The 23,800-nt window shown below is 34.2% G+C and carries 21 protein-coding genes; 17 read left to right on the forward strand and 4 right to left on the reverse strand.

Features of this window, described 5'->3' with window-relative positions:
- Positions 1–341: 341 nt before the first annotated feature.
- The 7 genes from BKP45_RS17430 (at position 342) to argH (ending at position 9,070) form a co-directional block, all read left to right on the forward strand.
- Positions 342–1,328 (forward strand): class I SAM-dependent methyltransferase, encoded by a 987-nt coding sequence (locus BKP45_RS17430; RefSeq protein WP_071389861.1) that lies wholly within the window; start codon positions 342–344, stop codon positions 1,326–1,328.
- Positions 1,329–1,728: 400 nt separating this feature from the next.
- Positions 1,729–2,916 carry an acetate kinase gene (locus BKP45_RS17435; RefSeq protein ID WP_071389862.1) on the forward strand — a complete coding sequence of 396 codons (1,188 nt, stop codon included), beginning with the start codon at positions 1,729–1,731 and terminating at the stop codon, positions 2,914–2,916.
- A 346-nt stretch (positions 2,917–3,262) separates the two neighbouring features.
- Positions 3,263–4,204 (forward strand): 3'-5' exoribonuclease YhaM family protein, encoded by a 942-nt coding sequence (locus tag BKP45_RS17440; protein ID WP_071389863.1) that lies wholly within the window; start codon positions 3,263–3,265, stop codon positions 4,202–4,204.
- 122 nt (positions 4,205–4,326) lie between these two features.
- Positions 4,327–5,178, forward strand: a complete 852-nt coding sequence (locus tag BKP45_RS17445) for an EcsC family protein (protein ID WP_071389864.1) — start codon at positions 4,327–4,329, stop codon at positions 5,176–5,178.
- 71 nt (positions 5,179–5,249) lie between these two features.
- Entirely contained in the window at positions 5,250–6,080 is an 831-nt protein-coding gene (locus BKP45_RS17450; protein ID WP_071389865.1) for an alpha/beta fold hydrolase, read from the forward strand.
- A gap of 402 nt (positions 6,081–6,482) precedes the next feature.
- The gene (locus tag BKP45_RS17455) at positions 6,483–7,691 is read left to right on the forward strand and encodes an argininosuccinate synthase (protein WP_071389866.1); all 1,209 of its coding nucleotides are present in this window, start codon (positions 6,483–6,485) and stop codon (positions 7,689–7,691) included.
- A complete protein-coding gene (argH, locus tag BKP45_RS17460) occupies positions 7,688–9,070 on the forward strand; it encodes an argininosuccinate lyase (RefSeq protein WP_071389867.1) in 1,383 nt (460 codons plus the stop codon). Before BKP45_RS17455 ends, argH begins: the two co-directional genes overlap by 4 nt.
- A 69-nt stretch (positions 9,071–9,139) precedes the next feature.
- Here argH and BKP45_RS17465 read toward each other — a convergent pair whose 3' ends face one another.
- On the reverse strand, positions 9,140–9,574 hold the full coding sequence (locus tag BKP45_RS17465; RefSeq protein WP_071389868.1) for a universal stress protein: 435 nt from the start codon (positions 9,572–9,574) through the stop codon (positions 9,140–9,142).
- Between the two features lie 143 nt (positions 9,575–9,717).
- Here BKP45_RS17465 and BKP45_RS22700 point away from each other — a divergent pair, with 143 nt between their 5' ends.
- The 3 genes from BKP45_RS22700 (at position 9,718) to BKP45_RS17475 (ending at position 11,293) form a co-directional block, all read left to right on the forward strand.
- Positions 9,718–9,861 carry a hypothetical protein gene (locus BKP45_RS22700; RefSeq protein ID WP_169824101.1) on the forward strand — a complete coding sequence of 48 codons (144 nt, stop codon included), beginning with the start codon at positions 9,718–9,720 and terminating at the stop codon, positions 9,859–9,861.
- Positions 9,862–10,032: 171 nt separating this feature from the next.
- Positions 10,033–10,791, forward strand: coding sequence for an SDR family oxidoreductase (locus BKP45_RS17470; RefSeq protein WP_071389869.1), 759 nt, complete (start codon positions 10,033–10,035; stop codon positions 10,789–10,791).
- Positions 10,792–10,912: 121 nt separating this feature from the next.
- Entirely contained in the window at positions 10,913–11,293 is a 381-nt protein-coding gene (locus BKP45_RS17475) for a hypothetical protein (RefSeq protein ID WP_071389870.1), read from the forward strand.
- A 114-nt stretch (positions 11,294–11,407) separates the two neighbouring features.
- Here BKP45_RS17475 and BKP45_RS17480 read toward each other — a convergent pair whose 3' ends face one another.
- Positions 11,408–12,505: a M24 family metallopeptidase gene (locus tag BKP45_RS17480; protein WP_071389871.1), complete on the reverse strand. Its 1,098-nt coding sequence runs from the start codon at positions 12,503–12,505 to the stop codon at positions 11,408–11,410.
- 197 nt (positions 12,506–12,702) lie between these two features.
- Here BKP45_RS17480 and BKP45_RS17485 point away from each other — a divergent pair, with 197 nt between their 5' ends.
- The 4 genes from BKP45_RS17485 to BKP45_RS17500 all read left to right on the forward strand — a co-directional run bounded on the left by BKP45_RS17485 (position 12,703) and on the right by BKP45_RS17500 (position 16,194).
- Positions 12,703–13,389: a metal-dependent hydrolase gene (locus tag BKP45_RS17485; RefSeq protein WP_071389872.1), complete on the forward strand. Its 687-nt coding sequence runs from the start codon at positions 12,703–12,705 to the stop codon at positions 13,387–13,389.
- 133 nt (positions 13,390–13,522) lie between these two features.
- Positions 13,523–13,771: a hypothetical protein gene (locus BKP45_RS17490; RefSeq protein WP_071389873.1), complete on the forward strand. Its 249-nt coding sequence runs from the start codon at positions 13,523–13,525 to the stop codon at positions 13,769–13,771.
- Positions 13,772–13,860: 89 nt separating this feature from the next.
- The gene (locus tag BKP45_RS17495; RefSeq protein WP_071389874.1) at positions 13,861–15,168 is read left to right on the forward strand and encodes a CBS domain-containing protein; all 1,308 of its coding nucleotides are present in this window, start codon (positions 13,861–13,863) and stop codon (positions 15,166–15,168) included.
- An 81-nt stretch (positions 15,169–15,249) separates the two neighbouring features.
- Positions 15,250–16,194: a DHH family phosphoesterase gene (locus BKP45_RS17500; RefSeq protein ID WP_071389875.1), complete on the forward strand. Its 945-nt coding sequence runs from the start codon at positions 15,250–15,252 to the stop codon at positions 16,192–16,194.
- Positions 16,195–16,406: 212 nt separating this feature from the next.
- Here the strand turns inward: BKP45_RS17500 and ytrI are convergent, their stop codons facing one another.
- Positions 16,407–16,913 carry a sporulation membrane protein YtrI gene (ytrI, locus tag BKP45_RS17505; protein ID WP_139193817.1) on the reverse strand — a complete coding sequence of 169 codons (507 nt, stop codon included), beginning with the start codon at positions 16,911–16,913 and terminating at the stop codon, positions 16,407–16,409.
- Positions 16,914–16,919: 6 nt separating this feature from the next.
- Positions 16,920–17,246, reverse strand: coding sequence for a YtrH family sporulation protein (locus BKP45_RS17510; protein ID WP_071389876.1), 327 nt, complete (start codon positions 17,244–17,246; stop codon positions 16,920–16,922).
- A 454-nt stretch (positions 17,247–17,700) separates the two neighbouring features.
- Here BKP45_RS17510 and dnaE point away from each other — a divergent pair, with 454 nt between their 5' ends.
- The 3 genes from dnaE (at position 17,701) to BKP45_RS17525 (ending at position 23,736) form a co-directional block, all read left to right on the forward strand.
- Entirely contained in the window at positions 17,701–21,063 is a 3,363-nt protein-coding gene (dnaE, locus tag BKP45_RS17515; RefSeq protein WP_071389877.1) for a DNA polymerase III subunit alpha, read from the forward strand.
- Positions 21,064–21,248: 185 nt separating this feature from the next.
- Positions 21,249–22,481: an NAD(P)-dependent malic enzyme gene (locus tag BKP45_RS17520; RefSeq protein WP_071389878.1), complete on the forward strand. Its 1,233-nt coding sequence runs from the start codon at positions 21,249–21,251 to the stop codon at positions 22,479–22,481.
- Between the two features lie 589 nt (positions 22,482–23,070).
- Positions 23,071–23,736 (forward strand): FadR/GntR family transcriptional regulator, encoded by a 666-nt coding sequence (locus BKP45_RS17525; RefSeq protein ID WP_084787866.1) that lies wholly within the window; start codon positions 23,071–23,073, stop codon positions 23,734–23,736.
- Positions 23,737–23,800: the final 64 nt, after the last annotated feature.

A 23,800-nucleotide genomic window follows, 5' to 3' on the forward strand; every position in this document is an offset into this window, starting at 1 on the left:
ACAAACAATATTAAGAAGTTAAGGTAACGTCGAGACCATCTAACTCACAAAACAATTACAGCTTTAAAAGACAATGGTAGTAGGATTATTATAATATCAATAAAAAACGCACATATTGTGCGTTTTTTACTTTGGTTATTTAACATAAGACGTATGTAAAATTAGTTAGGATGCTTTTTTCATGTTTTTTTAACAAACTCGAGAAAGAATTGCTAGGTGAGGCACTGTTTTTTTCGGTAAAAGCCTTTCAAGTACAGTTAAATGAGTAAAAGATGTATAATCTTCTTCTCAGGATGGAATAAAAGATGTAGAATAAACACTTGAGAAAGGAGAGGTTTTATATGGGTCAAGAGATTAGTTTTGAAACGTTTTTTAACAGTATAGATGAAAGTGTAGAAGTAATTCAAAATGACCAGAAACTTACATATTTAGAAGCACTTATCATTACGGGGGAATTTCTTTTTCAAGGTGAAATTGAACAACCATTAAGTGAATTAGCTTATAAAAAGGTGAAAACTACCTTGGCAAATGTTAAGGTTGATCAATTTTCGAATGAGCAAATTCGCAAGACTTTTCAATTAGCAATCTTAAAAGGAATGAAGGAAGGTACACAACCGCAACATTTAATGACTCCAGATGCAGTTAGTATGTTTGTGAGTTTCTTAGTAAATAAACTAACAGAGAAAAAAGAATATGTTCGTCTATTAGATCCATCTGTAGGTTCAGGTAATCTACTTACAACAGTATTAAATAATTCAAATAAAAAAATAGATAGCTTTGGGATCGAACCGGACGAGACACTACTACAACTAGCCTATGTAAGTGCCAATTTACAACAGCATAATGTAGAATTCTTCCATCAAGACAGCTTAACTGAAATTTTTATTGATCCTGTAGATGTAGTTGTTGCTGATTTACCAGTAGGCCATTACCCTAATGAAGAAGTAGCAAAACGATATAAACTAAAAGCAGAGAATGGTATGTCTTACACTCACCACCTGATAATTGAACAAATGCTAAATTATACGAAGCAAGGTGGATTTCTACTATTTTTAATTCCTAACACAATGTTTGAAACCGAACAAGCAAAACAGTTACATAGTTTTATTAAAGAACATGCTCATATATATTCTTTATTACAATTGCCGAAATCAATGTTTAAACATGATAACCACGGAAAAAGTATTTTTATAATTAGGAAAAAAGGAGAAGGGGTTAAAGCCCCGAATCAGGCGCTTTTAGCAGAACTACCTTCTTTTTCAAATAAACAAGCCTTAACAGAGATGATAAATAGTATAAACAATTGGCTTGAAGCATATTTAAATTAGGATGTTTAAATAGAGAAATATGAGTGAGTATAACCTTGGCTAGAATGTCAGGGTTTTTCCTTCGATATTTTATCTAATAAAAATATTGCTGATTGGAAAGCTAAAAAAGAATAATGGGTAGTAAATTTAGTTTTTTACTATAGTAATGTTGGTAATACAGGTTGTCGATTTGTTGTGTTACAGAAGTTTGTTTGGTTAGTTTCTTTCTTGTTATATCAATTGTTATCAGTAATTTAATATAAACTGTACTAACAAAATATGATTTTTTTTAGGAAATTGTTCTAAAGGTATTGAAATCTACGATTAACAGTGATTAAATGAGAAGGTATGAACATTTCAGTAATAATTAAATGTAGTTAAGGGATTAAAACAATTTATATTCTTGAAGGAGATGTAGTAAATGTCAAAAATCATGGCGATCAATGCGGGAAGCTCGTCATTAAAGTTTCAACTACTTGAAATGCCGGAAGAAACAGTAGTGACAAAAGGGATTGTAGAAAGAATAGGGTTAGAAGATTCAATTTTTCAAATTGAAGTTTCAGGGGAAAAGAAAAAAGAAACACTTAATATTTCAGACCATTCTCAAGCTGTAAAGATTTTATTAGATAAATTAACAAGCTTAGGGATTATTGAATCTCTAGATGAAATAGAAGGTATCGGACACCGGGTTGTTCATGGTGGAGAGAAATTTAATGATTCCGTATTAATTACAGATGAAGTTCTAAGCGGTATCGAAGATGTTTCGGATTTGGCACCGCTTCATAACCCAGCGAATATCGTTGGTGTGAAAGCATTTAAGGAAGTTCTTCCAAATGTTCCTGCGGTTGCAGTTTTTGATACAGCCTTCCATCAAACAATGCCTGAACAATCATATTTATACAGCCTTCCTTACGAGTACTATGAAAAGTACGGCATCCGTAAATATGGTTTCCATGGTACATCACATAAATATGTATCTGAAAGAGCAGCTGAGCTATTAGGAAGACCACTTGAACAATTACGTTTAATTTCTTGTCACCTAGGTAATGGAGCAAGTATTGCTGCTATTGAAGGTGGAAAATCAATTGATACATCAATGGGCTTTACTCCGTTAGCAGGTGTAACGATGGGTACGCGCTCTGGAGACATTGATCCGGCATTAATTCCATATATTATGGATAAAACTGGACAAACTGCTGCAGAAGTAATTGATGTTTTAAATAAGAAGAGTGGTATGTTAGCTTTATCAGGTTTCTCAAGTGACCTTCGTGATATTGAACAACAAGCACAAGAAGGGAACGAACGTTCTGAACTAGCTTTAGAGGTATTTACTTCTCGTATTCACAAATATATCGGATCTTATGCTGCACGGATGCATGGTGTTGACGCAGTTATCTTTACAGCTGGTATTGGTGAGAATAGTGACGAAATCCGTGCCCGTGTATTAAAAGGTCTAGAATTTATGGGAGTTTATTGGGATCCATCGTTAAATAAAGTGCGTGGAAAAGAAGCATTCTTAAACTACCCACATTCTCCAGTAAAAGTAATAATCATTCCAACGAACGAAGAAGTAATGATTGCTAGAGATACTGTTCGTCTAACTAAATAATATATTTAACTGTAAACAGTGGGAGTAAAGTAATTATAGATCTCCCACTGTTTATTAATACATAGGAGTAATCTGCGGTGGTTACTAAAATAAGGTTTTGCTATATCGGATTTTTAGACTTTCATAGGGGCAGTTAACAAAAACTTATCGTTATCTAAGGTTTTAGTTGGCGTTCTTTCCCCTTACGAGTGGTAAATGAAGAAAGCATCTGCTCAAGTGGAGTAGGTGCTTTTTGTACTATAAAATTATTTAGGTTTAATATTATATTAATTAGTGGATGCTAAATTTCAGTTACAAGCTCTAATTTAGTGATGAAAGTGTTTACAAATAAAAGGTGGTGCAGGAATTGACGTTAATTATAGATGCGGATCAAGGAGACCGTTTGATTGGCTTCTACCTTATTAAAGAATTGCAACAAAAAATAGCGACAAATGGTTCAGAGTATTTCGATCTGGTGTTAGGTGATCGTTCTGGAGTAATCTCGGCAAAGCTTTGGGATATTTCTGAAGAGCAAAAAACATCTTTTGAAGTAAAAAAAATTGTTAAAGTGGATGGTATAGTTACAATTTTTCGAAATCAAAGGCAGATACAAATCCAACGAATTCGTTTATCTACCCCAGAAGATAGTATTGATATACAATCCCTAGTACAAATGCCGTGCACTTCAAGAGAAGAGTTATGGCAAGAACTAAGAATGATGATTGAAGAAATACATTCACCGACTTTAAACAAAATTGTTAAAGCGATATTAATAAATAAAGACATACGTGATAATTTAACCACGCTGCCTGCTGGCAAAACAATGCATCATGCATACTATGCTGGCCTATTAGAGCATATTGTAACATTGATGCGATCTGCATTACAGCTTTTTCCCGTATATCCTCAATTGAATAAAGACTTAATCCTAGCTACTTGTCTATTACATGATATAGGGAAAACTAAGGAGCTTGCAGATCCAATTGTTCCTGAATATACAACTGAAGGAGAGTTAATGGGACATATAGTATTAGGCATTGAGATTATAAACGAAGCTGCTAGTGAGGCAGGAGTTTCGATAAGTGATGAGGAATTATTAGCTTTAAAGCATTGTATATTAAGTCATCATGGAGACGTTGATTTAGGCTACGGAAGTGCAGTTTCTGGGAAAATACCAGAAGCAATCTTTTTTCATTATTTAGATCAAATTGATGCGAAACTAAACGCGATGAAGTTAGCATGTCAAAGTACGAATGATGCTTGGGTTTATTCTCCTATTTTAAAGAGGAAAATACAAAATAATAGATAGTTGAGTAAACTTCATATTTTAATGTAACGGTAGAATCGAACTAATATGGTAACCGTGTAAAAATCTGTAGTATAGCTTCTTAAATATAAATTGTGAAAATTGCATGTAAGGGAGTGGAGGAATTGGAATTAAAAGGTCGTAAAAAAAACGTTTGGGAAGAAATTAAAAAGTGGGAACATTTGTATTTTGATAAAGGAGAAACAAATTCCCTCAACTCATTTGAAGAAAACTTCAATAATATAATAAAATCTTGGCGACCTGAAGTTCAAAAAAAACTATTACAGGCTGTTGATAGCATGATTTTTCATACATATTCAATCATTCAAGACAACCAATTCGATCAAAAGACTATCTCGAAAATTTTAGAACAAGGTAGAGTATTCCGTAGTGATGTTGAGAATATTAATGATATGAAAAAGTTGACAATCGATCAGCTTCGCTATATAACAAATAAGTTCCTAGCAAAGCAACGACTAGTTTCTCTTACCCAGGGCGGAACATTAGGAATTGGTGGGTTACCATTAGTAGTATTAGATTTACCACTATTATTGTTAGTAAATTTACGTTCAATACAACTAACTGCAATGACGTATGGTTACGATTTAAGAAAGCCATATGAAGTAATGCTAGCCCTGAAAGTTTTTCATGTTTCAACTTTGCCAAAAACATTGCAAAAACAAGGTTGGAACAAATTGTTACTAGAGTTAGATTCTTGTGAGGATGAATGGATCTTTTTCGATGAAAAAACAAGTGGTGAGTCCCTAGTATGTTTACAACAACCGATTAAGCAACTTACTAAAGGACTTTTAGTACTTATGTTAAAGAAGAAAACAATACAAGGAGTACCTATTTTAGGGATTGCTGCAGGTGCATCAGCGAACTATTTCTTTACCAAACAAGTCTCGAATATCGCTCATAACTTTTATCAGAAACGATTTTTATTAGAAGAAAAAATGATTAGTGAAAAACAATAAAAAATACATGAAAACTCCTTTAATAGCTTATTCTAAAATGTATAGAATTGAAGGGTAGTAAAGGGGTTTTTATGGAGAAACATTTTGTTTATATAGATGGTACAAAAATTTATTATGAGGATAGTCTTCATGGAAAAGATGTTTTAGTATGCCTTCATGGTTTTATTAGCTCATCTTTGTGTTGGTATCCGATTATGAAACATATGACAAAGTTTTTTCGGGTGATTGCCTTTGATCTTCCTGGCTTTGGACAAACTGTATCAAGTCATGATTTTGAATACACTTTAACAAACTATGGGTTACTAACAATTAGCTTTATTGAGAAACTAGGACTTAATAAAGTTCATTTAGTAGGACATTCGCTTGGTGGACAAATTGCTCTTCAAGCAGCTTTAAAAAAACCTAATCTTTTTCATAAGTTATTTTTAATAGGAGCGTCTGCCCAAAGAAAACGTCCTTCGAAAATTGCACGACTTTTTTGTTGCATTCCATTTGCTGATGAAGCCGCATTTCGCTTTTATTTTCAAGATCGTATGGTAGACATCGCTATTTCTAAAGTTTTAGCAGGTGGAGTTGGCTTAGAAGGCGAGATATTACAACCTTATATTGATACATGTAAAAAGAGAGAAGTTATTCAAGCTGTTCTTAAATTGGGAAAAGAACGAGAAGATGATATGAAGGAAAGCGATCTGAAAACTATTTGTCATGATACATATTTGTTGTGGGGGAGAGAAGACCAAGTAGTATCACTTAAAGAGGGGGAATTTTTAAATCAAAACCTAATAAATTCTACGTTAGCAATTATTGAGCACTGTGGACATCTCCCTATGGAAGAATATCCATTTACAGTATTGCATCACCTTTATTCATTTTTTATTCCAAATTACCGTAACCAAACCTGATAAATTTTATCCCACTCTTAAGGGGCAGTAAGTTAATCTAACAATCAGTGGAGATGAAGGAAAACCCCTACTGATTGAAGTTCAGCTTTATATTACAGATTTTCTGTACAAGGTACAATATCTGGCTGTGTTGGGTGCGCTTTCATCAAGATGTAGTTTGGTGTCCCTTGATTAATTGGATTAGGAAATTCATTTAAGTGAATAAAATTTGATAAAAATATTTATATTTTTTTATGATTCTGTATTGCAAATTTTATAATTTGTTGATAAAGTAGTGATTAGTTATTAATGTATAAAAAGTCAGTATAAATGAGAGAGGTTGTTAAACCCTCTTTTCTTTTAAAAACTTATGTATAATTATAATGATAATAGTATCAATATTCATAAACGGGGGAATTAAAAATGAGTAAACCGAAAGTTGTCTTAGCTTATTCTGGTGGATTAGATACATCAGTTGCTATTAAATGGATTGGAGATCAAGGGTATGATGTAATTGCTGTATGTCTTGATGTAGGTGAAGGTAAGGACTTGGATTTTATTAAAGAAAAAGCACTAAAAGTTGGTGCTATTCAGTCTTATACAGTAGATGCAAAGAAAGAATTTGCTGAGGATTTTGTTTTGCCAGCATTACAGGCTCATACAATGTACGAAGATAAATATCCATTGGTATCCGCTCTTTCACGTCCGTTAATTTCAAAGAAATTAGTGGAAATCGCTAACCAAGTGGGAGCAAGCGCAGTAGCCCACGGTTGTACTGGAAAAGGAAACGACCAAGTTCGTTTTGAAGTTTCTATTCAATCTCTAAATCCAGACTTAGAGGTTTTAGCACCTGTACGTGAATGGGGCTGGAGTCGTGATGAAGAAATTGAGTATGCAAAACAACATAACATTCCAATTCCAGTTAACTTGGATAATCCGTATTCGGTAGACCAAAACCTATGGGGTAGAGCTAATGAGTGTGGAATTTTAGAAGACCCATGGGCAACTCCACCAGAAGGTGCTTATGAATTAACAGCACCATTAGAAGAAACACCAGATGAGCCAGAAATTATTGAAATTGGCTTTGAACAAGGTGTTCCAAAAACAATTAACGACAAAGCATTTGAGCTTGATCAATTAATTTTAGAGCTTAATATTATTGCTGGTAAACACGGTGTTGGTCGTATTGATCACGTAGAAAACCGTTTAGTAGGAATTAAATCACGTGAAGTTTATGAGTGCCCAGGTGCAATGACATTATTAAAAGCTCATAAAGAACTAGAGGATTTAACGTTAACAAAGGACGTTGCTCATTTCAAACCTGTTGTTAGTAAGAAACTAACAGAAATGATTTATGATGGACTTTGGTTCTCGCCGTTAATGCCTGCCTTGCAAGCATTTTTAAAAGAAACACAAAAAACAGTAACGGGAACAGTGCGTGTAAAATTATTTAAAGGGCATGCTATTGTAGAAGGCCGTAAGTCAGAATTCTCTTTGTATGATGAAAAGCTTGCAACATATTCAACTGATGATGAGTTTGACCATAGTGCTGCAGTTGGATTTATTAAGCTTTGGGGCTTACCTACAAAAGTTAGCAGCATGGTTACAAAGAAGGGAGTCAATCAACTGTGACAGCTAAGCTTTGGGGCGGACGTTTTACAAAAAAAGCAGAAAGCTGGGTGGATGCCTTTGGGGCATCCATTGGCTTTGATAAAGAGTTAGTAAATGAAGATATTGAAGGAAGTATGGCACACATCAAAATGTTAGGAAAGTGTGGTATTGTTCCAAAAGAAGATGTTGAGAAAATATTGACTGGCCTTACAGTTATTAAGGAAAGAGCAGAAAAAGGTGAGTTAGAATATAACGTTCAAAATGAAGATATTCATTTAAATATTGAAAAGTTTCTTATTGATGAAATAGGTGAAGTAGGGGGAAAATTGCATACTGGTAGAAGTAGAAATGATCAAGTTGCAACTGATATGCACCTTTACCTTCGAAATCAGGTGAACGAAATAATGGTTTCAATAAAACACCTTCAGGAAGCTCTTCTTGGACAGGCGAAACAACATGTGGAAACGATTATTCCTGGTTATACACATATGCAGCGTGCTCAGCCTGTTTCTTTTGCGCACCATTTAATGGCTTATTTTTGGATGTTAGAGCGTGATTATGAAAGATATGAAGAAAGCATAAAAAGGATAAATATTTCTCCGTTAGGTGCAGGGGCTCTTGCGGGTACCACTTTTCCAATTGACCGAGCTTTTACAGCGGAATTATTGGGGTTTGATGGTATATATGAAAATAGTATGGACGCGGTTAGTGATCGTGATTTTATTATTGAATTTCTAAGTAATTCATCAATGTTGATGATGCATTTATCTCGCCTCTGTGAAGAGATTATCCTTTGGTCTAGTCAAGAGTTTCAGTTTATTGAACTGGACGATGCCTTTGCGACAGGAAGTAGTATAATGCCACAAAAGAAAAACCCTGATATGGCTGAATTGATTCGTGGGAAAACTGGACGAGTTTACGGAAGTTTGTTCTCGCTATTAACTACATTAAAGGGATTACCACTTTCCTATAACAAAGACATGCAAGAAGATAAAGAAGGTATGTTCGATACAGTTCATACTGTGAAAGGCAGTCTACAAATCTTTGCTGGGATGATTGAAACGATGAAAGTGTTAGACAATAACATGGAAAAAGCAACGAATGAAGACTTTTCAAATGCTACTGAACTTGCTGATTACTTAGCGAGTAAAGGAATGCCTTTTAGGGCTGCTCATGAAGTTGTCGGCAAATTAGTACTTCATTGTATTCAGAATAATAAGTTTTTGTTAGATTTATCAATGGCAGAATTCAAAGAAGCTAGTGAATTATTTGAAGATGATATTTATCACGTACTTGAGCCGAAAACTGTTGTGGCAAGACGTAACAGTGCAGGTGGTACCGGGTTTAATCAAGTAAAAGAAGCGATTGTTAAGGCTGAAAGCATAATAAATAAGAAGTAACAAAAAGAGCTGATTTTCAGCTCTTTTTTTGTTACTAATTTCGTTAAATAGGTAAGTGTTAGTTCTTTTCTAATTACGAACTATAAGGACGTCACATTTAGCGCTTCTCGCAATATATTCTGAAACGCTTCCGATCAGAAGTCTTTCAACGGTATTTAATCCTGTGGCACCTGTAATAATTAAATCAACATTATACCTTTGTGATATATGTTTGGAAATTTTTACTTTTGGTGAACCAAAGTCTAAAATACACTCTACATCTATTCCGGCCTTTACAACTTCAGCTTTATAAGCTGAAAGCATGTCCTTAGCGTATTCTTCAGCTCTAGAAACAACAGTTCGATCATATTGTTCAACGGTTGCAAAAGTCCTTGTGTCTACAACGTGAGCAATAAAAATTTTAGCTTGCTCTTTTTTTGCAACATCAATTGCCTTAAGCAAAGCTTTTTTTGCTTCTTCTGAACCATCTACTGCTACGAGAATTCTTGAATAACTCTTCTCCATGGATTCCACCCCTTTTTATAAGATAATGAAAGCCTTTTCGTACTAAGTATAACATGGAATATCAGATTGTTAAATTAAAGGTCGTGTCATAAATTGAGAAAGTTTGTTGAATAATATTTAAGAGGAAAAGGGAGGTGGTATTATTGAAAGAGCAAGAAATTAAAAATATAATTTTTGATGAAGAGGGAGAAGCGATTATTAGGCAACAACTGTTAGATTCCTATTACGAAGGAACAACAGAAACAAAAAAGAGAAATGATACTTATAACAATACTGATAATAAATAATTTTATTAATAATACTCACCTTGGTATAAAGTGCCAAGGTGAGTATTATTGTTCTAAATAAGACATTCTTTTTTACATATAATTTACATACTTCTATAATAGTGCTAAGAACAATTGAGAATAACTTGTTTTAGTTTTTAAATAAATAAAAATATGGGGAGGAGTTTTTCTATGCGTCATGTTTTAATCACAGCTGGAACAAAAGGTTTAGGGAAAAAAATTTCTGAACAGATGTTAGAAAAGGGGCATATGGTTACGATTAGTTATAGAAGCGACCAAGAAGCTGTTAAGCAGCTTTCAAAGGAATGGAAAAAATATGAGGGTTTTTTTCAATTTTTTCAAGCAGATGTAACTAAAAAGGAAGATTTAGTACATCTTGTTGAAGCTGCAGTGAACTCCTTTGGTGCCATACATATTTTAATAAATAATGCTGGTCCGTATGTTTTTCAAAGAAAAAAGTTAGTGGACTATAGTGACTCTGAGTGGTATGAAATGTTGGAAGGTAATTTAAGTAGTGTATTTCATTTAATAAGACAAGTTATACCTATGATGAAAAAGGAAAAATTTGGGCGTATTATTACTTGTGGTTTCCAAGGTGCAGAAAGTACTCCAGGCTGGATTTATCGTTCAGCGTTTGCAGCTGCTAAAGTAGGGCTTGTTTCGCTAACAAAAACTATTGCGATTGAAGAAGCAGAAAATGGCATAACTGCTAATATGGTTTGTCCTGGGAATATTGTCGGTAAGATGAAAGAGGCCTCTATTGCACACTCACGGAACCATTTCGATCAGGATACCCCAATTGGAAGATCAGGGACAGGAGAAGATATTGGGCGGATGATATCGTTTCTTTGTGAAGAAAATTCTGATATGATAACTGGTGCAGTTATTGAAGTGACTGGTGGAGTAGATGTTTTGCATCGCTATCGTTAGTAATGAAAGTTGAAGAAGTGCGACATATTAATTTAATTTATTTAAATTGTGTGACCGTAATACAAGTAGCACTTGTATAATTTACCCATTATTTACTAATAGTAGTGATGAGGTGATAATAATGTTGAAAAAGTTATTTTTAATATCTTTGATAATTAGTAGTAGCTTTGTTTTAATCCCATCACAAGGATTGGCTCTTAATTTGATGGAAAGTTTATACTTAAAGATTTCAATCGTTGAGAATGGTATAGAACATGAGTGGGAATATACTAGTCCAGGTAAGTATGAATATGAAAAAGGTGAGCGTGTAATAAAAACTAAAGTTGCAAAAGAAGAAATGCATTCAATTATCAAAACTTTGAATCTATCCAAAAGTGCTAAAATTGAAGACATGGTTAAGATACTGAAACAGGAGAGATTCCCAAAGTTAGAACGCCTCGATATCCGGTGGATGGATGGAGAAAATAAATTATATACATGGGTATGGATTAAAAATGAGTAGATATAACTTTAGGTTGAAAGAATAATCCCCTTAAGTTTTGTGATATGTTAAAGCTAGAAACAGTGAGGATGAAAAAACTCACTGTTTCTAGCTTAACTTACTAATTTTAGGTGGTTACTTTACTACCAGTAGCTCTTTTGGAAAGCTGGTTAAACTGCGGAAACCGTCTTTTGTAATGACAATATCGTCTTCTATACGAACGCCTCCTATACTAGGTACATAAATACCTGGTTCAACAGTAAAAACAAACCCTTCTTTTAATAAATCCTGGTTATTTTTGTTCATTGAAGGAAATTCATGTACTTCAATTCCTAGACCATGTCCAATACGATGTGGAAAATATTCTCCGTAACCAGCTTTTTCTATATAATCTCTTGCTACTGTATCGATATCTTCTATTTTTGATCCAACCTTACATAACGATAAAGCCGCATTTTGTGCTTCTAAAACCGTTTCGTAAATATGTCTTTGTTTCTCGCTAACCTCTTGATAAATTACTGTACGTGTAATATCAGAGCAATATCCATCTAAAACTACTCCAAGATCGAACAAAACAAAATCCCCTCTTTTTATTTTAGTTTGGCCAGGGTTGCCGTGAGGATCTGCTGTATTAGCTCCTGTTAGGACCATTGTCGAGAAGGACATTTCCCGGACACCTTTGCGTTTTAATTCATATTCAATTAAAGCTAAAATTTCCATTTCTGTTTTACCTTCTTTAATGGTGTTGACGCCAACCTCAACACCAAAATCTGCAAGTTCAGCAGCTTGTTTTAAAACAGTTAGCTCTTTTTCATCTTTTATTAGACGTAATGAATTTAACTTATCTTCAATAGAATGAAATTTAGTGTCAGGAAACATATGTGAAAAATTGTTTGCTCGAGAGAAGGAGATTTGTTCTTTTTCGATAGCGATTGCATGTCCTAATTTATTTTGCCTTTTTAATAGTTGGTGAATTAAGTCCCAAGGATTATCAGTATCACTGTAGCTAATAATCTCATATTCCCATCCAGCCGATTTTGCTGGATTTCTTTCCATATTTGGACATATTAGAACTGGTTCATCATTTGGGAATATAAATAAACCAATTAAACGTTCGTGAGGTTCAGAAAAAAAGCCAGATAAATAAAATACATTTGCTTTTGTTTGGACAAAAGCAAAGTCGTAGTCGTTTTCAGCAAGCCAATTCATTAATTTTTTTATACGTATGTTCATTTTACTCACTTCCTATTTTAATTTGATAAGGTAAGCATATTTAAAACTGTACCATTTTCTAGAGTGTTTGTTAATTTTATGCTTCACTTTTTATATTAAAGTTTAACCTTCGTTATAAAAAAATAGAAGGATTATGACGTTTAAAAGCGTAGTAGGTTTGTAAATAAAGTAAATATAAAGTTTAGGAGTGATAAATTATGAAATTAACATATCATGGCCATTCGGTCGTTTGTATTGAAACGAATGGTAAGAAGATTATCATTGACCCATTTATTAAAGGTAATAGCCAAACTAACCTCGACTTTAATGACCTAAAAGTAGATGTTATTTTACTTACTCATGGTCATAACGACCATGTAGGCGATACAGTTGAACTAGCAAAGAAAAATCAAGCCACTGTTGTTGCACCATTTGAACTGGCTACGTATTTAGGGTGGCAAGGAGTAACGGTTCATCCAATGCACTTAGGTGGTTCACACCAATTTAATTTTGGTAAAGTGAAGTTTACTCAATCTTTTCACGGTTCTGCTTACGTAGAAGAAGAAAATAAAAAGATTGTTTATACAGGAATGCCTGCAGGAATATTACTTTCCGCAGAAGGAAAAACCATTTTTCATGCAGGCGATACGGCTCTGTTTTCAGACATGAAGCTTATTGGCGAACGTAATAATATTGATGTTGCTTTTTTACCAATTGGTGATAATTTTACAATGGGACCAGAGGATGCAGCTATTGCGGCTACATGGTTAAGAGCAAAAATTGTAATTCCAATTCATTACAATACATTCCCGGTAATCGAACAAGATCCAAAGGCGTTTATTGCATTGTTAGCACCTGGGGTTGAGGGTAGGGTTTTAACCTCTGGAGAAACGATGGATTTGTAGAAGTGAATAGTATGAAGTAGACTAAACCATTTTGGTTTAGTCTATTTTTACGGAAAATTAAGATGAAACTAATCATTGTTATTATCTTTCTGCATATAATGCAAGTAAGACAACCTATAAGGAGGGTGAGTTTATGAGAAGAAATCGTTTGTTTTTATGTTTTATACTAGGAATCGCTATTGTATTTTACGGTGTACCATACTTGAATTTTCAAGCCGATTTGAAGACTACTATTTTTTCAGCTACTTGGTTACTGTTTGCGCTTATGGCAATTAGTGGAAACCTTATTGCTCTGTTATATAGTGATAAAATGAAACGAATGAAAACAACAAGAAGAAATATAAGTATACAAAAGAAACAAAAAGTACGACAATATGGATAATTGCCTTGATGTCAAGCTCTCTGATCGCTATACTTGTATCAGTACAGGCCCATTATTTCATGAATACAGGCTAGAAGAGGAGGAGCTTGATGACAAAGCATGAACAAATTTTGCAATATATCCAATCACTAGACATTGGTAATAAAATATCTGTAAGACAAATTGCAAAAGCGTTGTCAGTAAGTGAAGGGACAGCTTATCGAGCAATTAAAGATGCTGAAAACCAAGGATTAGTAAGTACAATTGAACGTGTTGGTACAATCCGAATAGAGAAGAAACAAAAAGATAATTTTGAAAAACTAACCTTTGCTGAAGTTGTTAATATTGTTGATGGACAAGTACTAGGTGGAAGAGACGGTTTATATAAAACGTTAAGTAAGTTTGTTATTGGTGCTATGAAAGCGGAAGCAATGATGCGTTATGTAGAGGCTGGGAACTTGCTAATAGTAGGTAATAGAAATGAAGTACACAAACTTGCTCTTCAAGAAGGAGCAGCAGTACTTATTACGGGTGGCTTTGATACTTCTGATGAAGTAAAAAAGTTAGCTGACGAAATAGCATTACCAATCATTTCCACAACTTACGATACGTTTACAGTTGCAACGATGATTAATAGAGCAATATACGACCAATTAATAAAAAAAGAAATTATTTTAGTCGATGATATTTACATTAAATTAGAAGACACTTATTTCTTGAAGACAACAGACCTGGTTGAAAAATGGTTTTATTTAAATCATGAAACTAGTCATAGTCGTTACCCTGTTGTTGACGAAAACATGAGAATACAAGGTATGGTTACTTCTAAGGATATTATGGGTGTAGATAAAACTTTAGAAATAGATAAAGTCATGACGAAAAGTCCAATTTCTGTAATTGGGCAAACATCAGTGGCATCAGCGGCTCATCTCATGGTATGGGAGGGGATTGAACAACTTCCTGTTGTCGATAATTATAAAAAGTTAATTGGAGTTATCAGTAGACAGGATGTATTAAAGGCTCTACAAATGAATCAGCGACAACCTCATGTAGGTGAGACCATAGAGGATTTGGTTACAAGTGGTTTTCAAGATGCTTCAACTAATAATAAAATTTGTTATCGCTGTGAGGTAACGCCGCAGATGACGAATCAACTCGGGACAATTTCTTACGGGGTATTTACAACAATTGTAACGGAAGCAGGAAGTCGAGCATTACGTACTCAAAAAAAGGGAGATCTGGTAGTAGAAAATATAACATTATATTTTATTAAGCCAGTTCAAATTGAAAGTTTGATCGATATCGTTCCAAGGATATTAGAAATTGGCCGTAAGTTTGGGAAGGTTGATGTAGAAATTTTTCATGAGGGAACTATTGTAGGTAAAGCTTTACTAATGGCGCAAATTATCGATCGATAAAGAGTATGTTGGTTTCGTTAAGAGAGATCCTAAAAGATAATAACACACAACTCTATGATTGATTTAAAAAGGAGAAGTTGAATGAAAGAAAGAATTATTGAAGCTGTTGAAAGTTATGACAAAATTATTTTACATCGTCACGTTCGTCCTGACCCGGATGCATTAGGATCACAAGCAGGTTTAGCTCTCATGTTAAAAAATCACTATCCACAAAAACAAGTTTATATGGTCGGTGAAGAAGAAAAGTCACTTCGATTTATCTCTAAAATGGACGAGATTTCTGACGAAACATTTCAAGATGCGTTAATTATTATTTGTGATACTGCTAATGTAGAACGAATTAGCGATGAAAGATATACAAATGGTGATAAAATCATTAAAATTGACCATCATCCAAATGAAGACCCTTATGGTGATATCATTTGGGTAGACTCTAGAGCAAGTTCTGTTTGTGAAATGATTTATGAACTTTATGAAACTTGGAAAGATTTAAAAGGGATGCAATTGACAGATGAAGCTGCAAGGTGCTTATACGCTGGTATTGTTGGAGATACGGGACGATTTCGTTACCCTAATACAACAGAAAAGACTTTTCGCTACGTAAGTGAGCTAATTAAATATCAGTTTTCACCGATTGAATTGTATGAAAAAATGGATGTGAAATCCTTACAAGATGCTCGACTTGAAGGGTATATATTAACCAATTTTCAAATTTTAGAATATGGTGTAGGTGTCATTAATTTACCAAACAAATTACTCGAACATTATGGAGTAACCGCCAACGATGCTTCAAAGTTAGTTAATACGTTTGCCAATGTTGAAGGATTAAAGGCGTGGGTGTTTTTTGTTGAGGAGCCAGATAACTTAATTCGAGTTAGACTTCGTTCCAAAGGACCAATTATAAATAAAGTGGCCCAAAAGTTTAATGGTGGTGGTCATCCTTTAGCTGCGGGTGCTTCAGTTGATAATTGGGAACAAACGAAAGGGGTAGTAGCTGAATTAATTGAAGCGTGTCGTTGTTATTAACAATACAAAAAAAGAGTCATGCAGTCCTTCTTTTATTAAAGAAAGAACTACATGACTTCCTTTTGGGGTAAAACCAGAAACCTATGCTAGTAATGTCTTCAAAAACAAAAATACCTAATTTCTCAAGTCCCTTTTTTATAGAAGGCAATCTCTATTGATTCGGTATAAGCTGAGTATCCAGACTTTATCTGTTCTACTTTTAAACGGGCGCTTTATTCTGCTAAACGAATCTCTACAAATAATTCTAGCGTTGTATAAATAGACCATCCTTTTATTGTGACTCGGTAACTCTTTTCATTAATGTTAAAATCCCGGTTTTCAATTGCTTGAATTAACAGTTCTTTAGTATTGGCAACTGATTCAATATTTTTGTTTTTTACAGCCTTTAATTCATTTTCAATTTGTAGACGAAATTCATGAATCGATAATTCACTTAGCTTTAAATCTTTATCATTTATAAAATATACCTTTACTTCTTGGATTGTAAGCTTTTTTAAATTTTCTTTATTTAGTTCATCTTGATCACTTCTTAAAATCTCAATCGTTTCTACTTGTGCATTAATCGTTGATTCTTGTTTTTTAATTTCGGTTACAAGTTTCTCTTGAACAGCTCCGAATTCATAAATAAAAAAAAACCAACCTATCAGAATTCCGATAATTATACCGGCAAAAAAGCGTTGCCATCCTGTTTTTTTATAATAAGGTGGGATTCGCATCATCGGTGATTATGCCTCCTGAGTGATCCACTGAATAATAACTCCACCCGAGTGTGCTCCAGAAAGTGCACAAAAGATCATAAACAATGTTTTGGCAATATCAATATGGGAACCGTCATAGATGCCTCTTTCAATACTATAAATCGCGTCAAAAGTACCGCCAATTGCTGCAACTAGTGCCCAGATTTTTAGTCCCGCTGCTAATTCATTAATTGTAGATAAAGGCGGTTTACCAATAAGGAAAGCGCCGATCCCACCTACAATTGCACCACCTATCACAACTCCAAAGGCTACAAAAAAATTCATAACTAGTGTCGCAACAAATTCTTTGTCCATACGAAAGCCTCTCCCTTTTTATTCTGGATTTTAAGGTTTTTTGATTACATATTTTAATTGGTAGAAAACACCAGTGTACGTCGGTGAATAATTCTCTTCTCTTTTATCTCATTTGGAGCGACGTAACATTTTTAAACTATGAGGAACGAAAAATAAAGCCGACAAATATAAAATAATCGTATTAATAAATATGGGACAAAGCTATTAATTATGCTAAGGATTTAAATTGTTTCTTATTTCATGTAAAATGTTAATAAGAAAATAAGGATCGTATGTTCTGTTACTGTTAGTTATAAAAGTTCTTTGTAGAGTGAAGGTCATAATTGCCAAAACCGAGATGCATAAATATTATCTCTAATTTCAAAAAACAACGTGATTAGATGCAGTATCCTAATCGTGTAAATATGTATGTGAAAAACATTGCGGTAAATTACTAATATAAGGGGGGAAAGTTGTGGAGTTCGCTCATTTACATATAAATACTGAATATAGCCTTTTAAAATCTGCTGCAAAAATAAATACACTAGTAAAGAAGGCGGCAGAACTAGGTTTTTTATCATTAGCTATAACTGATCAAAATGTAATGTACGGAGTTGTTCCCTTTTATAAAGCTTGTAAAAAAGCCGGTCTAAAGCCAATTATTGGACTTGAATTAAGTGTTAAAGGAGAACAAACTGATGAGACTAGATTGTTACTTTTAGCCAAAACATTTACTGGTTATCAAAATCTAATAAAATTATCAAGTATTGCTCAAGTATTTTCAACGACCAAATTAAAGCGAATTGAAAAAAAACAACTATTTGATTATTCCAAAGATTTAGTCGCTATTAGTTCGGCTTATAAAGGAGAAATTCAACTGTCATTACAAGACTCTGAAGAAATGGCCTTAAAGAAAATAAAGGAATATAAGCATTATTTCGGTGAGGATTTTTATATAGGCATTCAAGACCATTTTTTAGCTACGGAAAAACAATTAAATTTACAGTTAGTAAATCTTTCAAAGCGAGAAAAAATAAAGTTTGTAGCTACTAATCAGGTTATGTATGTTAGGAAAGAGGATGCGCTTGCACATAAATGCTTATTAGCGATTGACCAAGGAACGACATTACCTGAACTTGAAGGAGCTTTTCAAACAGAAGAATATTATTTAAAGCCAAAAGATGAAATGGTTGAACTCTTTTCGTATATTCCAGATGCAATTATAAACTCTCAAAAAATAGCAGATAGTTGCACTGTAGAATTAGAATTAGGCGGTCAAGCACTACCTAAATACCCACTTGAAAAAGAGAAGAATCCAAGAGATTACTTGCGTGAGCTTTGTTTTCAAGGGTTACAAAAACGATATACAGATATTACTAAAGATGTTGAAAATCGACTACTATATGAACTAGAAATTATTGATCAGATGCAATTTAATGATTACTTTCTAATTGTTTGGGACTTTATGAAATTTGCTCAAGGTCAAGGTATGATTACAGGACCAGGAAGAGGATCAGCAGCTGGGTCGTTAGTAGCGTATGTTCTTAACATTACAAATGTTGACCCCATTAAGTATGACCTTCTTTTCGAACGTTTCTTAAATCCTGAGCGGATTACAATGCCTGATATAGACATAGATTTTCCTGATACCAGAAGAGAAGAAGTTATTGATTACGTTTATCAAAAGTATGGAAAAAATCATGTGGCCCAAATTATTACATTTGGTACGCTAGCTGCAAAAGCTGCACTTAGAGATGTTGGAAAGGTGATAGGCTTACCATTAAAGCAAATTGATAATATTGCCAAGCTTATTCCTTCTAGGCCGAATTTAACTATTGATGAAGCAGTAAAAGAAACTCCTGTCCTACAAAAGCAAATCCAACAAAGTGAGGAAATTAGAGAATGGTTTCGTTTAGCTAGGAGAGTGGAAGGGTTGCCACGCCATGCTTCTACACATGCAGCTGGTATTATCATAAGTAAAGACCGATTAACTGACAAAGTACCCTTACAAAAAGGTCATTCAGACGTGCTACTAACGCAATATCCTATGACCATTTTAGAAGAAGTAGGACTTTTAAAAATGGATTTTTTAGGACTAAGGAATTTGTCATTTATTGAGGAGATTTTAAACCATATAAATAAAATGGAAAGTAAGAGGATTGATATCAACACGATCCCACTAAATGATAATAAGACATTTCAACTGTTAGGAAAAGGAGATACAACTGGAGTCTTTCAATTGGAATCACCAGGAATGAGACGAGTGTTGGCGAATTTAAAACCTACAGAATTTGAAGATATTGTTGCGGTAAATGCTCTGTATCGACCTGGCCCTATGGAAAACATCCCACTCTATATAGATGGTAAGCATAAAAGAAGAAAAGTTACATATTTGCACAAAAACTTAAAGCCTATTTTAGAAAAAACGTATGGAGTTATAATTTATCAGGAGCAAATTATGCAAATTGCTTCAAAAATGGCAGGCTTTTCGCTAGGAGAAGCTGATATTTTACGGCGTGCCGTAAGTAAAAAAAACCTTGAAACATTAGAAGAGCAGCGAGGGAAGTTTGTTCGTGGTTGCTTAGCAAATGGCTCTAATGAAAAAGTTGCAACTGATGTTTATAATTTAATTGTCCGTTTTGCTAATTACGGTTTCAATCGAAGTCACTCTGTAGCCTATAGTGTTATTTCATACTATTTAGCTTATTTAAAAGCAAATTACCCAACAGCTTTTTTTGCTGCGCTTTTAACAAATACTATTGGACAGCAAACAAAAATGAGCCAATACATTCTTGATGCCAAAAACAAAGGAATTAAAGTAGAGAGACCATCGATTAATAAGAGTGATGCAGGTTTTACGATAAGTAAAAATAACAGTGTTCAGTTTGGACTTGCAGCAATAAAAAATGTTGGAATAAGGGCTATTGAAGATATCGTATTTGAACGAAGTAAAGGTGGGGAGTATAAAGATATATTTGATTTTTGTGCTCGTAATGATTCTAAGAATATAAATAGAAGAACACTAGAAGCATTGGTCGCTGCAGGCTGCTTTGATGAGTTAGGGCATCATCGTGCTGCTTTATTAGCAACATTAGATTATGCACAAGAGTTTGGTGAGCAAATACGGCAACAAAATACTGAAAATCAAACTGCTCTTTTTGTTGATGAACTGAAAAAACCTGACCTAGTTCAGGTGCCACCATTTAAAGAAACGGAAAAGCTATATTTTGAAAAAGAAGTTTTAGGATTTTATCTATCTAGTCATCCGATTGAACAATATCATGATGTATTTATCTCACATGATAGAAATTCAATTTTGGAAGCATTGAAAAAAGGTGAAAGTCACCCGCGCCTTGCTGGACTCCTTGAAAGTGTAAGGTTGATAAAAACAAAAAAAGGTGAACAAATGGCTTTTCTAAAGCTAAGTGATGAAAGTGGAGAGATTGAGGTAACTGTTTTTCCGAAAACCTATCGAGAGTTTTATTCAGCTCTTAAGATAGGACAGCTTGTTTTTCTAGAAGGGAATTTAGAAATAACAAAAGAAAGAACACAGTTAATTCTAAAAAAAGTAGTAGATGTTACAACTTTACAAAAGAAGCAGAAGTTAGAAAGTGTATTATATATAAAAATTAGTAATGAATATGCTAGCCAAAAGAAATTAATACAATTAAAACAAGTTATTAAAAGGTACCAAGGTAACGTGAAAGTTATACTATATTATGAAGAAAAAAAACAATCAGTTCAATTGTCCGATGAATATAAGGTATCTGCAACAAGACAATGCTTAGAAGAATTATATACAATTTTAGGAAGGGAAAATGTGGTAGTTAAAAGATAAAGGGTAGACAGAAGAAATTGATCTGTTATAATATGGTGGGACGTGGTCAGACCACTTTTTTCGCATTCTTATAAATTTTATACTTGTGTTAAATAAGGGTAAAAAAGTTTGTCGCGACATAATAACGTATTCGTTTCTAATTTTTTAATTAGGTTTCAAATTACGATTATGGAGAGTGAAAGTTCATGGCAACATTAAGAGAAGAAGCACTTCATATGCACCGAATTAATAAAGGGAAGTTAGAGTCAAAATCTAAAATACCTGTAAGAAATGCCAAAGACTTAAGTTTGGCATATTCACCTGGGGTAGCAGAGCCTTGTAAAGAAATATTTGATGATGTAAGTAATGTGTATGAGTATACAATGAAAGGAAACATGGTTGCTGTAGTTTCCGATGGAACTGCTGTATTAGGTTTAGGTAATATTGGTCCTGAAGCTGCTTTACCAGTTATGGAAGGTAAAGCTGTATTATTTAAATCTTTTGCAGGTGTTGATGCATTTCCTATTTGTTTAGCCACTAATGATGTTGAAAAAATTATAGAAACCGTTAAACTTCTTGAACCTACATTTGGTGGCGTAAACCTTGAAGACATTGCGGCACCAAATTGTTTTGTAATAGAAGAACGCCTAAAGAAAGAGTGTAATATTCCTATCTTTCATGACGACCAACATGGTACAGCGATTGTAACTGCTGCCGGCTTATTAAATGCCTTAAAATTAACTGGAAAATCAATTTCAGAAGTGAAAGTTGTTGCCAATGGTGCAGGCTCAGCAGGGATCGCTTGTGTTAAACTTATGCAACGTATGGGGGTTAAGGATGTTATACTTTGCGACACCAAAGGTGCTATTTATGAGGGGCGTCCAGTTGGTATGAATCCAGTAAAGGATCAAATAGCTAAAGTAACCAATCGAGATAAGCTCCAAGGTAAATTGGAAGATGTTATTAAAGGTACAGATGTATTTATAGGGGTTTCTGTAGAAGGAGCTGTTACGAAAGAGATGCTTTTGAGTATGAATGCAGACCCGGTTATTTTTGCAATGGCTAATCCTGTACCTGAAATAATGCCAGAAGATGCAAAAGCAGCAGGCGCTAGCGTGATTGGTACTGGCCGTTCTGATTTTCCGAATCAAATTAACAACGTTTTAGCCTTCCCAGGTATTTTTCGTGGTGCATTAGATGTCCATGCGACAAATATTAATGAAGAAATGAAAATTGCAGCAGTAGAAGCAATCGCTAGTCTAGTTTCAGAAGAAGAGCTTAATGCTGACTATGTAATCCCAGCCCCATTTGATCCACGAGTCGCTCCAGCTGTTGCTAAGGCAGTAGCGAAAGCAGCAATGGAAACAGGTGTAGCAAGAAGAAAAGTTAATCCTGATGATGTTGAAGCAAAAACAAAGAAACTTGCAATTATAGACTAATTAGGTTCAAAATATTTTTATTAGTTTTCCTTTGCGATAAGAGTTCAGAGTTTGATTTCTTCCTCTTAAAGGTTTTGTGGATCTTTTCAAGTTCTGAACTCAATCTAATTATAATATGAAAAATAAAGTTTAAGAATTATAGAAACTATCTAGTTATAGAGCCTATATGCTCAAGGTTACTTGCCTCATTATTTGCAAGGAGTGGATCATTACTGTCTTAATGTATTGGTCTCTCGAGGGGGCGTCGGTGCTTGTTGCGGTGATTAAGGGCGCGCTTGCGCTTTTTTAATAAGGTAAGAAAGTATAAAATTTTTAACTTAGATACTGTCTAGAGCAAGCAGCCTACGAGCTCGGTCACTTCAGTCAAGCAACTGACTTCAATTACCTCTTAAAATTCTTCGTTGATTAGCTTCATGCAGCTTTGCTCCTGCGATTACTCGTCGCACAAAACACTGCTTCGAGGAAGCTTACTACGAAGCAGTACTTGAAGACGCAGAAGCACGTAAGAAGCCAAAGAGCGGTTGCCTATCGCTCGTGACTAAGGTGCTTGCGCTTTCTTATTACAATAAAGAATAAAGGTGGTGATATTATGTCATCACACCAAGACAAGGTTTATATCGAGATTATACGTGAACTTAATCGAATTATTCAAGAAGATGACTTGAAGGCTGGGGATAAACTCCCATCGGAAAGAGAACTTTCAGATCGATTACAAGTGGGCCGTTCTTCTGTACGAGAAGCCCTTAGATCACTTGAATTATTGGATCTAATTGAAACGAGACGAGGGGAAGGAACGTTTATAAAAACGATTGGTGGACATCGCTTGGTAGAGGTGCTAGCAAGTTTCTTTTTAAGGGAGGAAAAAGCTAGAAGTGACCTAGCCGAGACGAGGAAAATCGTTGAAGTTGAGGCTCTTCGCTTAGCTTGTGAGAGAATTAATGAAGAGCAAATATCAAATCTGGAAAGATTGATTGAACAGTCAAAAAGTTGTTTAGGGAAAGGCGACTTACCTGTTGAAGAAGATTATTTATTTCATAAAACCATTGTAGAAGCTTGTCAAAATCGTTTAATGGTTAATATTTGGATTTCACTTGTAGAGTATAGCAAAGTAACTTTACGGGAATCCTTGTCTAGAAAAGGGAGAGCTGAAATCTCAGTAAACGAACATGAACAGATTTTGGATGGACTAAAAAATAGAGATGAAAAAAAAGCGATTTCCGCAATGGAAAATCATCTCGAAAAAAGTCGTTTTTAATAAAAAAATGTATAAAAAGCGGTAATTGTTTATCTTGAAACAATTGAATTTATTATGGTATGAT

Source organism: Anaerobacillus alkalidiazotrophicus, assembly GCF_001866055.1.

Bases quoted from the DNA above. Each gene is read 5' to 3' on its own strand.
- BKP45_RS17525 (WP_084787866.1), top strand. From the start codon at position 23,071: ATGTCATCACACCAAGACAAGGTTTATATCGAGATTATACGTGAACTT.
- BKP45_RS17490 (WP_071389873.1), top strand. From the start codon at position 13,523: ATGAGAAGAAATCGTTTGTTTTTATGTTTTATACTAGGAATCGCTATT.
- ytrI (WP_139193817.1), bottom strand. From the start codon at position 16,913: ATGATGCGAATCCCACCTTATTATAAAAAAACAGGATGGCAACGCTTT.
- BKP45_RS17465 (WP_071389868.1), bottom strand. From the start codon at position 9,574: ATGGAGAAGAGTTATTCAAGAATTCTCGTAGCAGTAGATGGTTCAGAA.
- BKP45_RS17520 (WP_071389878.1), top strand. From the start codon at position 21,249: ATGGCAACATTAAGAGAAGAAGCACTTCATATGCACCGAATTAATAAA.
- BKP45_RS17470 (WP_071389869.1), top strand. From the start codon at position 10,033: ATGCGTCATGTTTTAATCACAGCTGGAACAAAAGGTTTAGGGAAAAAA.
- BKP45_RS17430 (WP_071389861.1), top strand. From the start codon at position 342: ATGGGTCAAGAGATTAGTTTTGAAACGTTTTTTAACAGTATAGATGAA.
- BKP45_RS17485 (WP_071389872.1), top strand. From the start codon at position 12,703: ATGAAATTAACATATCATGGCCATTCGGTCGTTTGTATTGAAACGAAT.
- BKP45_RS17495 (WP_071389874.1), top strand. From the start codon at position 13,861: ATGACAAAGCATGAACAAATTTTGCAATATATCCAATCACTAGACATT.
- BKP45_RS17480 (WP_071389871.1), bottom strand. From the start codon at position 12,505: ATGAACATACGTATAAAAAAATTAATGAATTGGCTTGCTGAAAACGAC.
- BKP45_RS17450 (WP_071389865.1), top strand. From the start codon at position 5,250: ATGGAGAAACATTTTGTTTATATAGATGGTACAAAAATTTATTATGAG.
- BKP45_RS17500 (WP_071389875.1), top strand. From the start codon at position 15,250: ATGAAAGAAAGAATTATTGAAGCTGTTGAAAGTTATGACAAAATTATT.
- BKP45_RS17510 (WP_071389876.1), bottom strand. From the start codon at position 17,246: ATGGACAAAGAATTTGTTGCGACACTAGTTATGAATTTTTTTGTAGCC.
- BKP45_RS17475 (WP_071389870.1), top strand. From the start codon at position 10,913: ATGTTGAAAAAGTTATTTTTAATATCTTTGATAATTAGTAGTAGCTTT.
- BKP45_RS17435 (WP_071389862.1), top strand. From the start codon at position 1,729: ATGTCAAAAATCATGGCGATCAATGCGGGAAGCTCGTCATTAAAGTTT.
- BKP45_RS17455 (WP_071389866.1), top strand. From the start codon at position 6,483: ATGAGTAAACCGAAAGTTGTCTTAGCTTATTCTGGTGGATTAGATACA.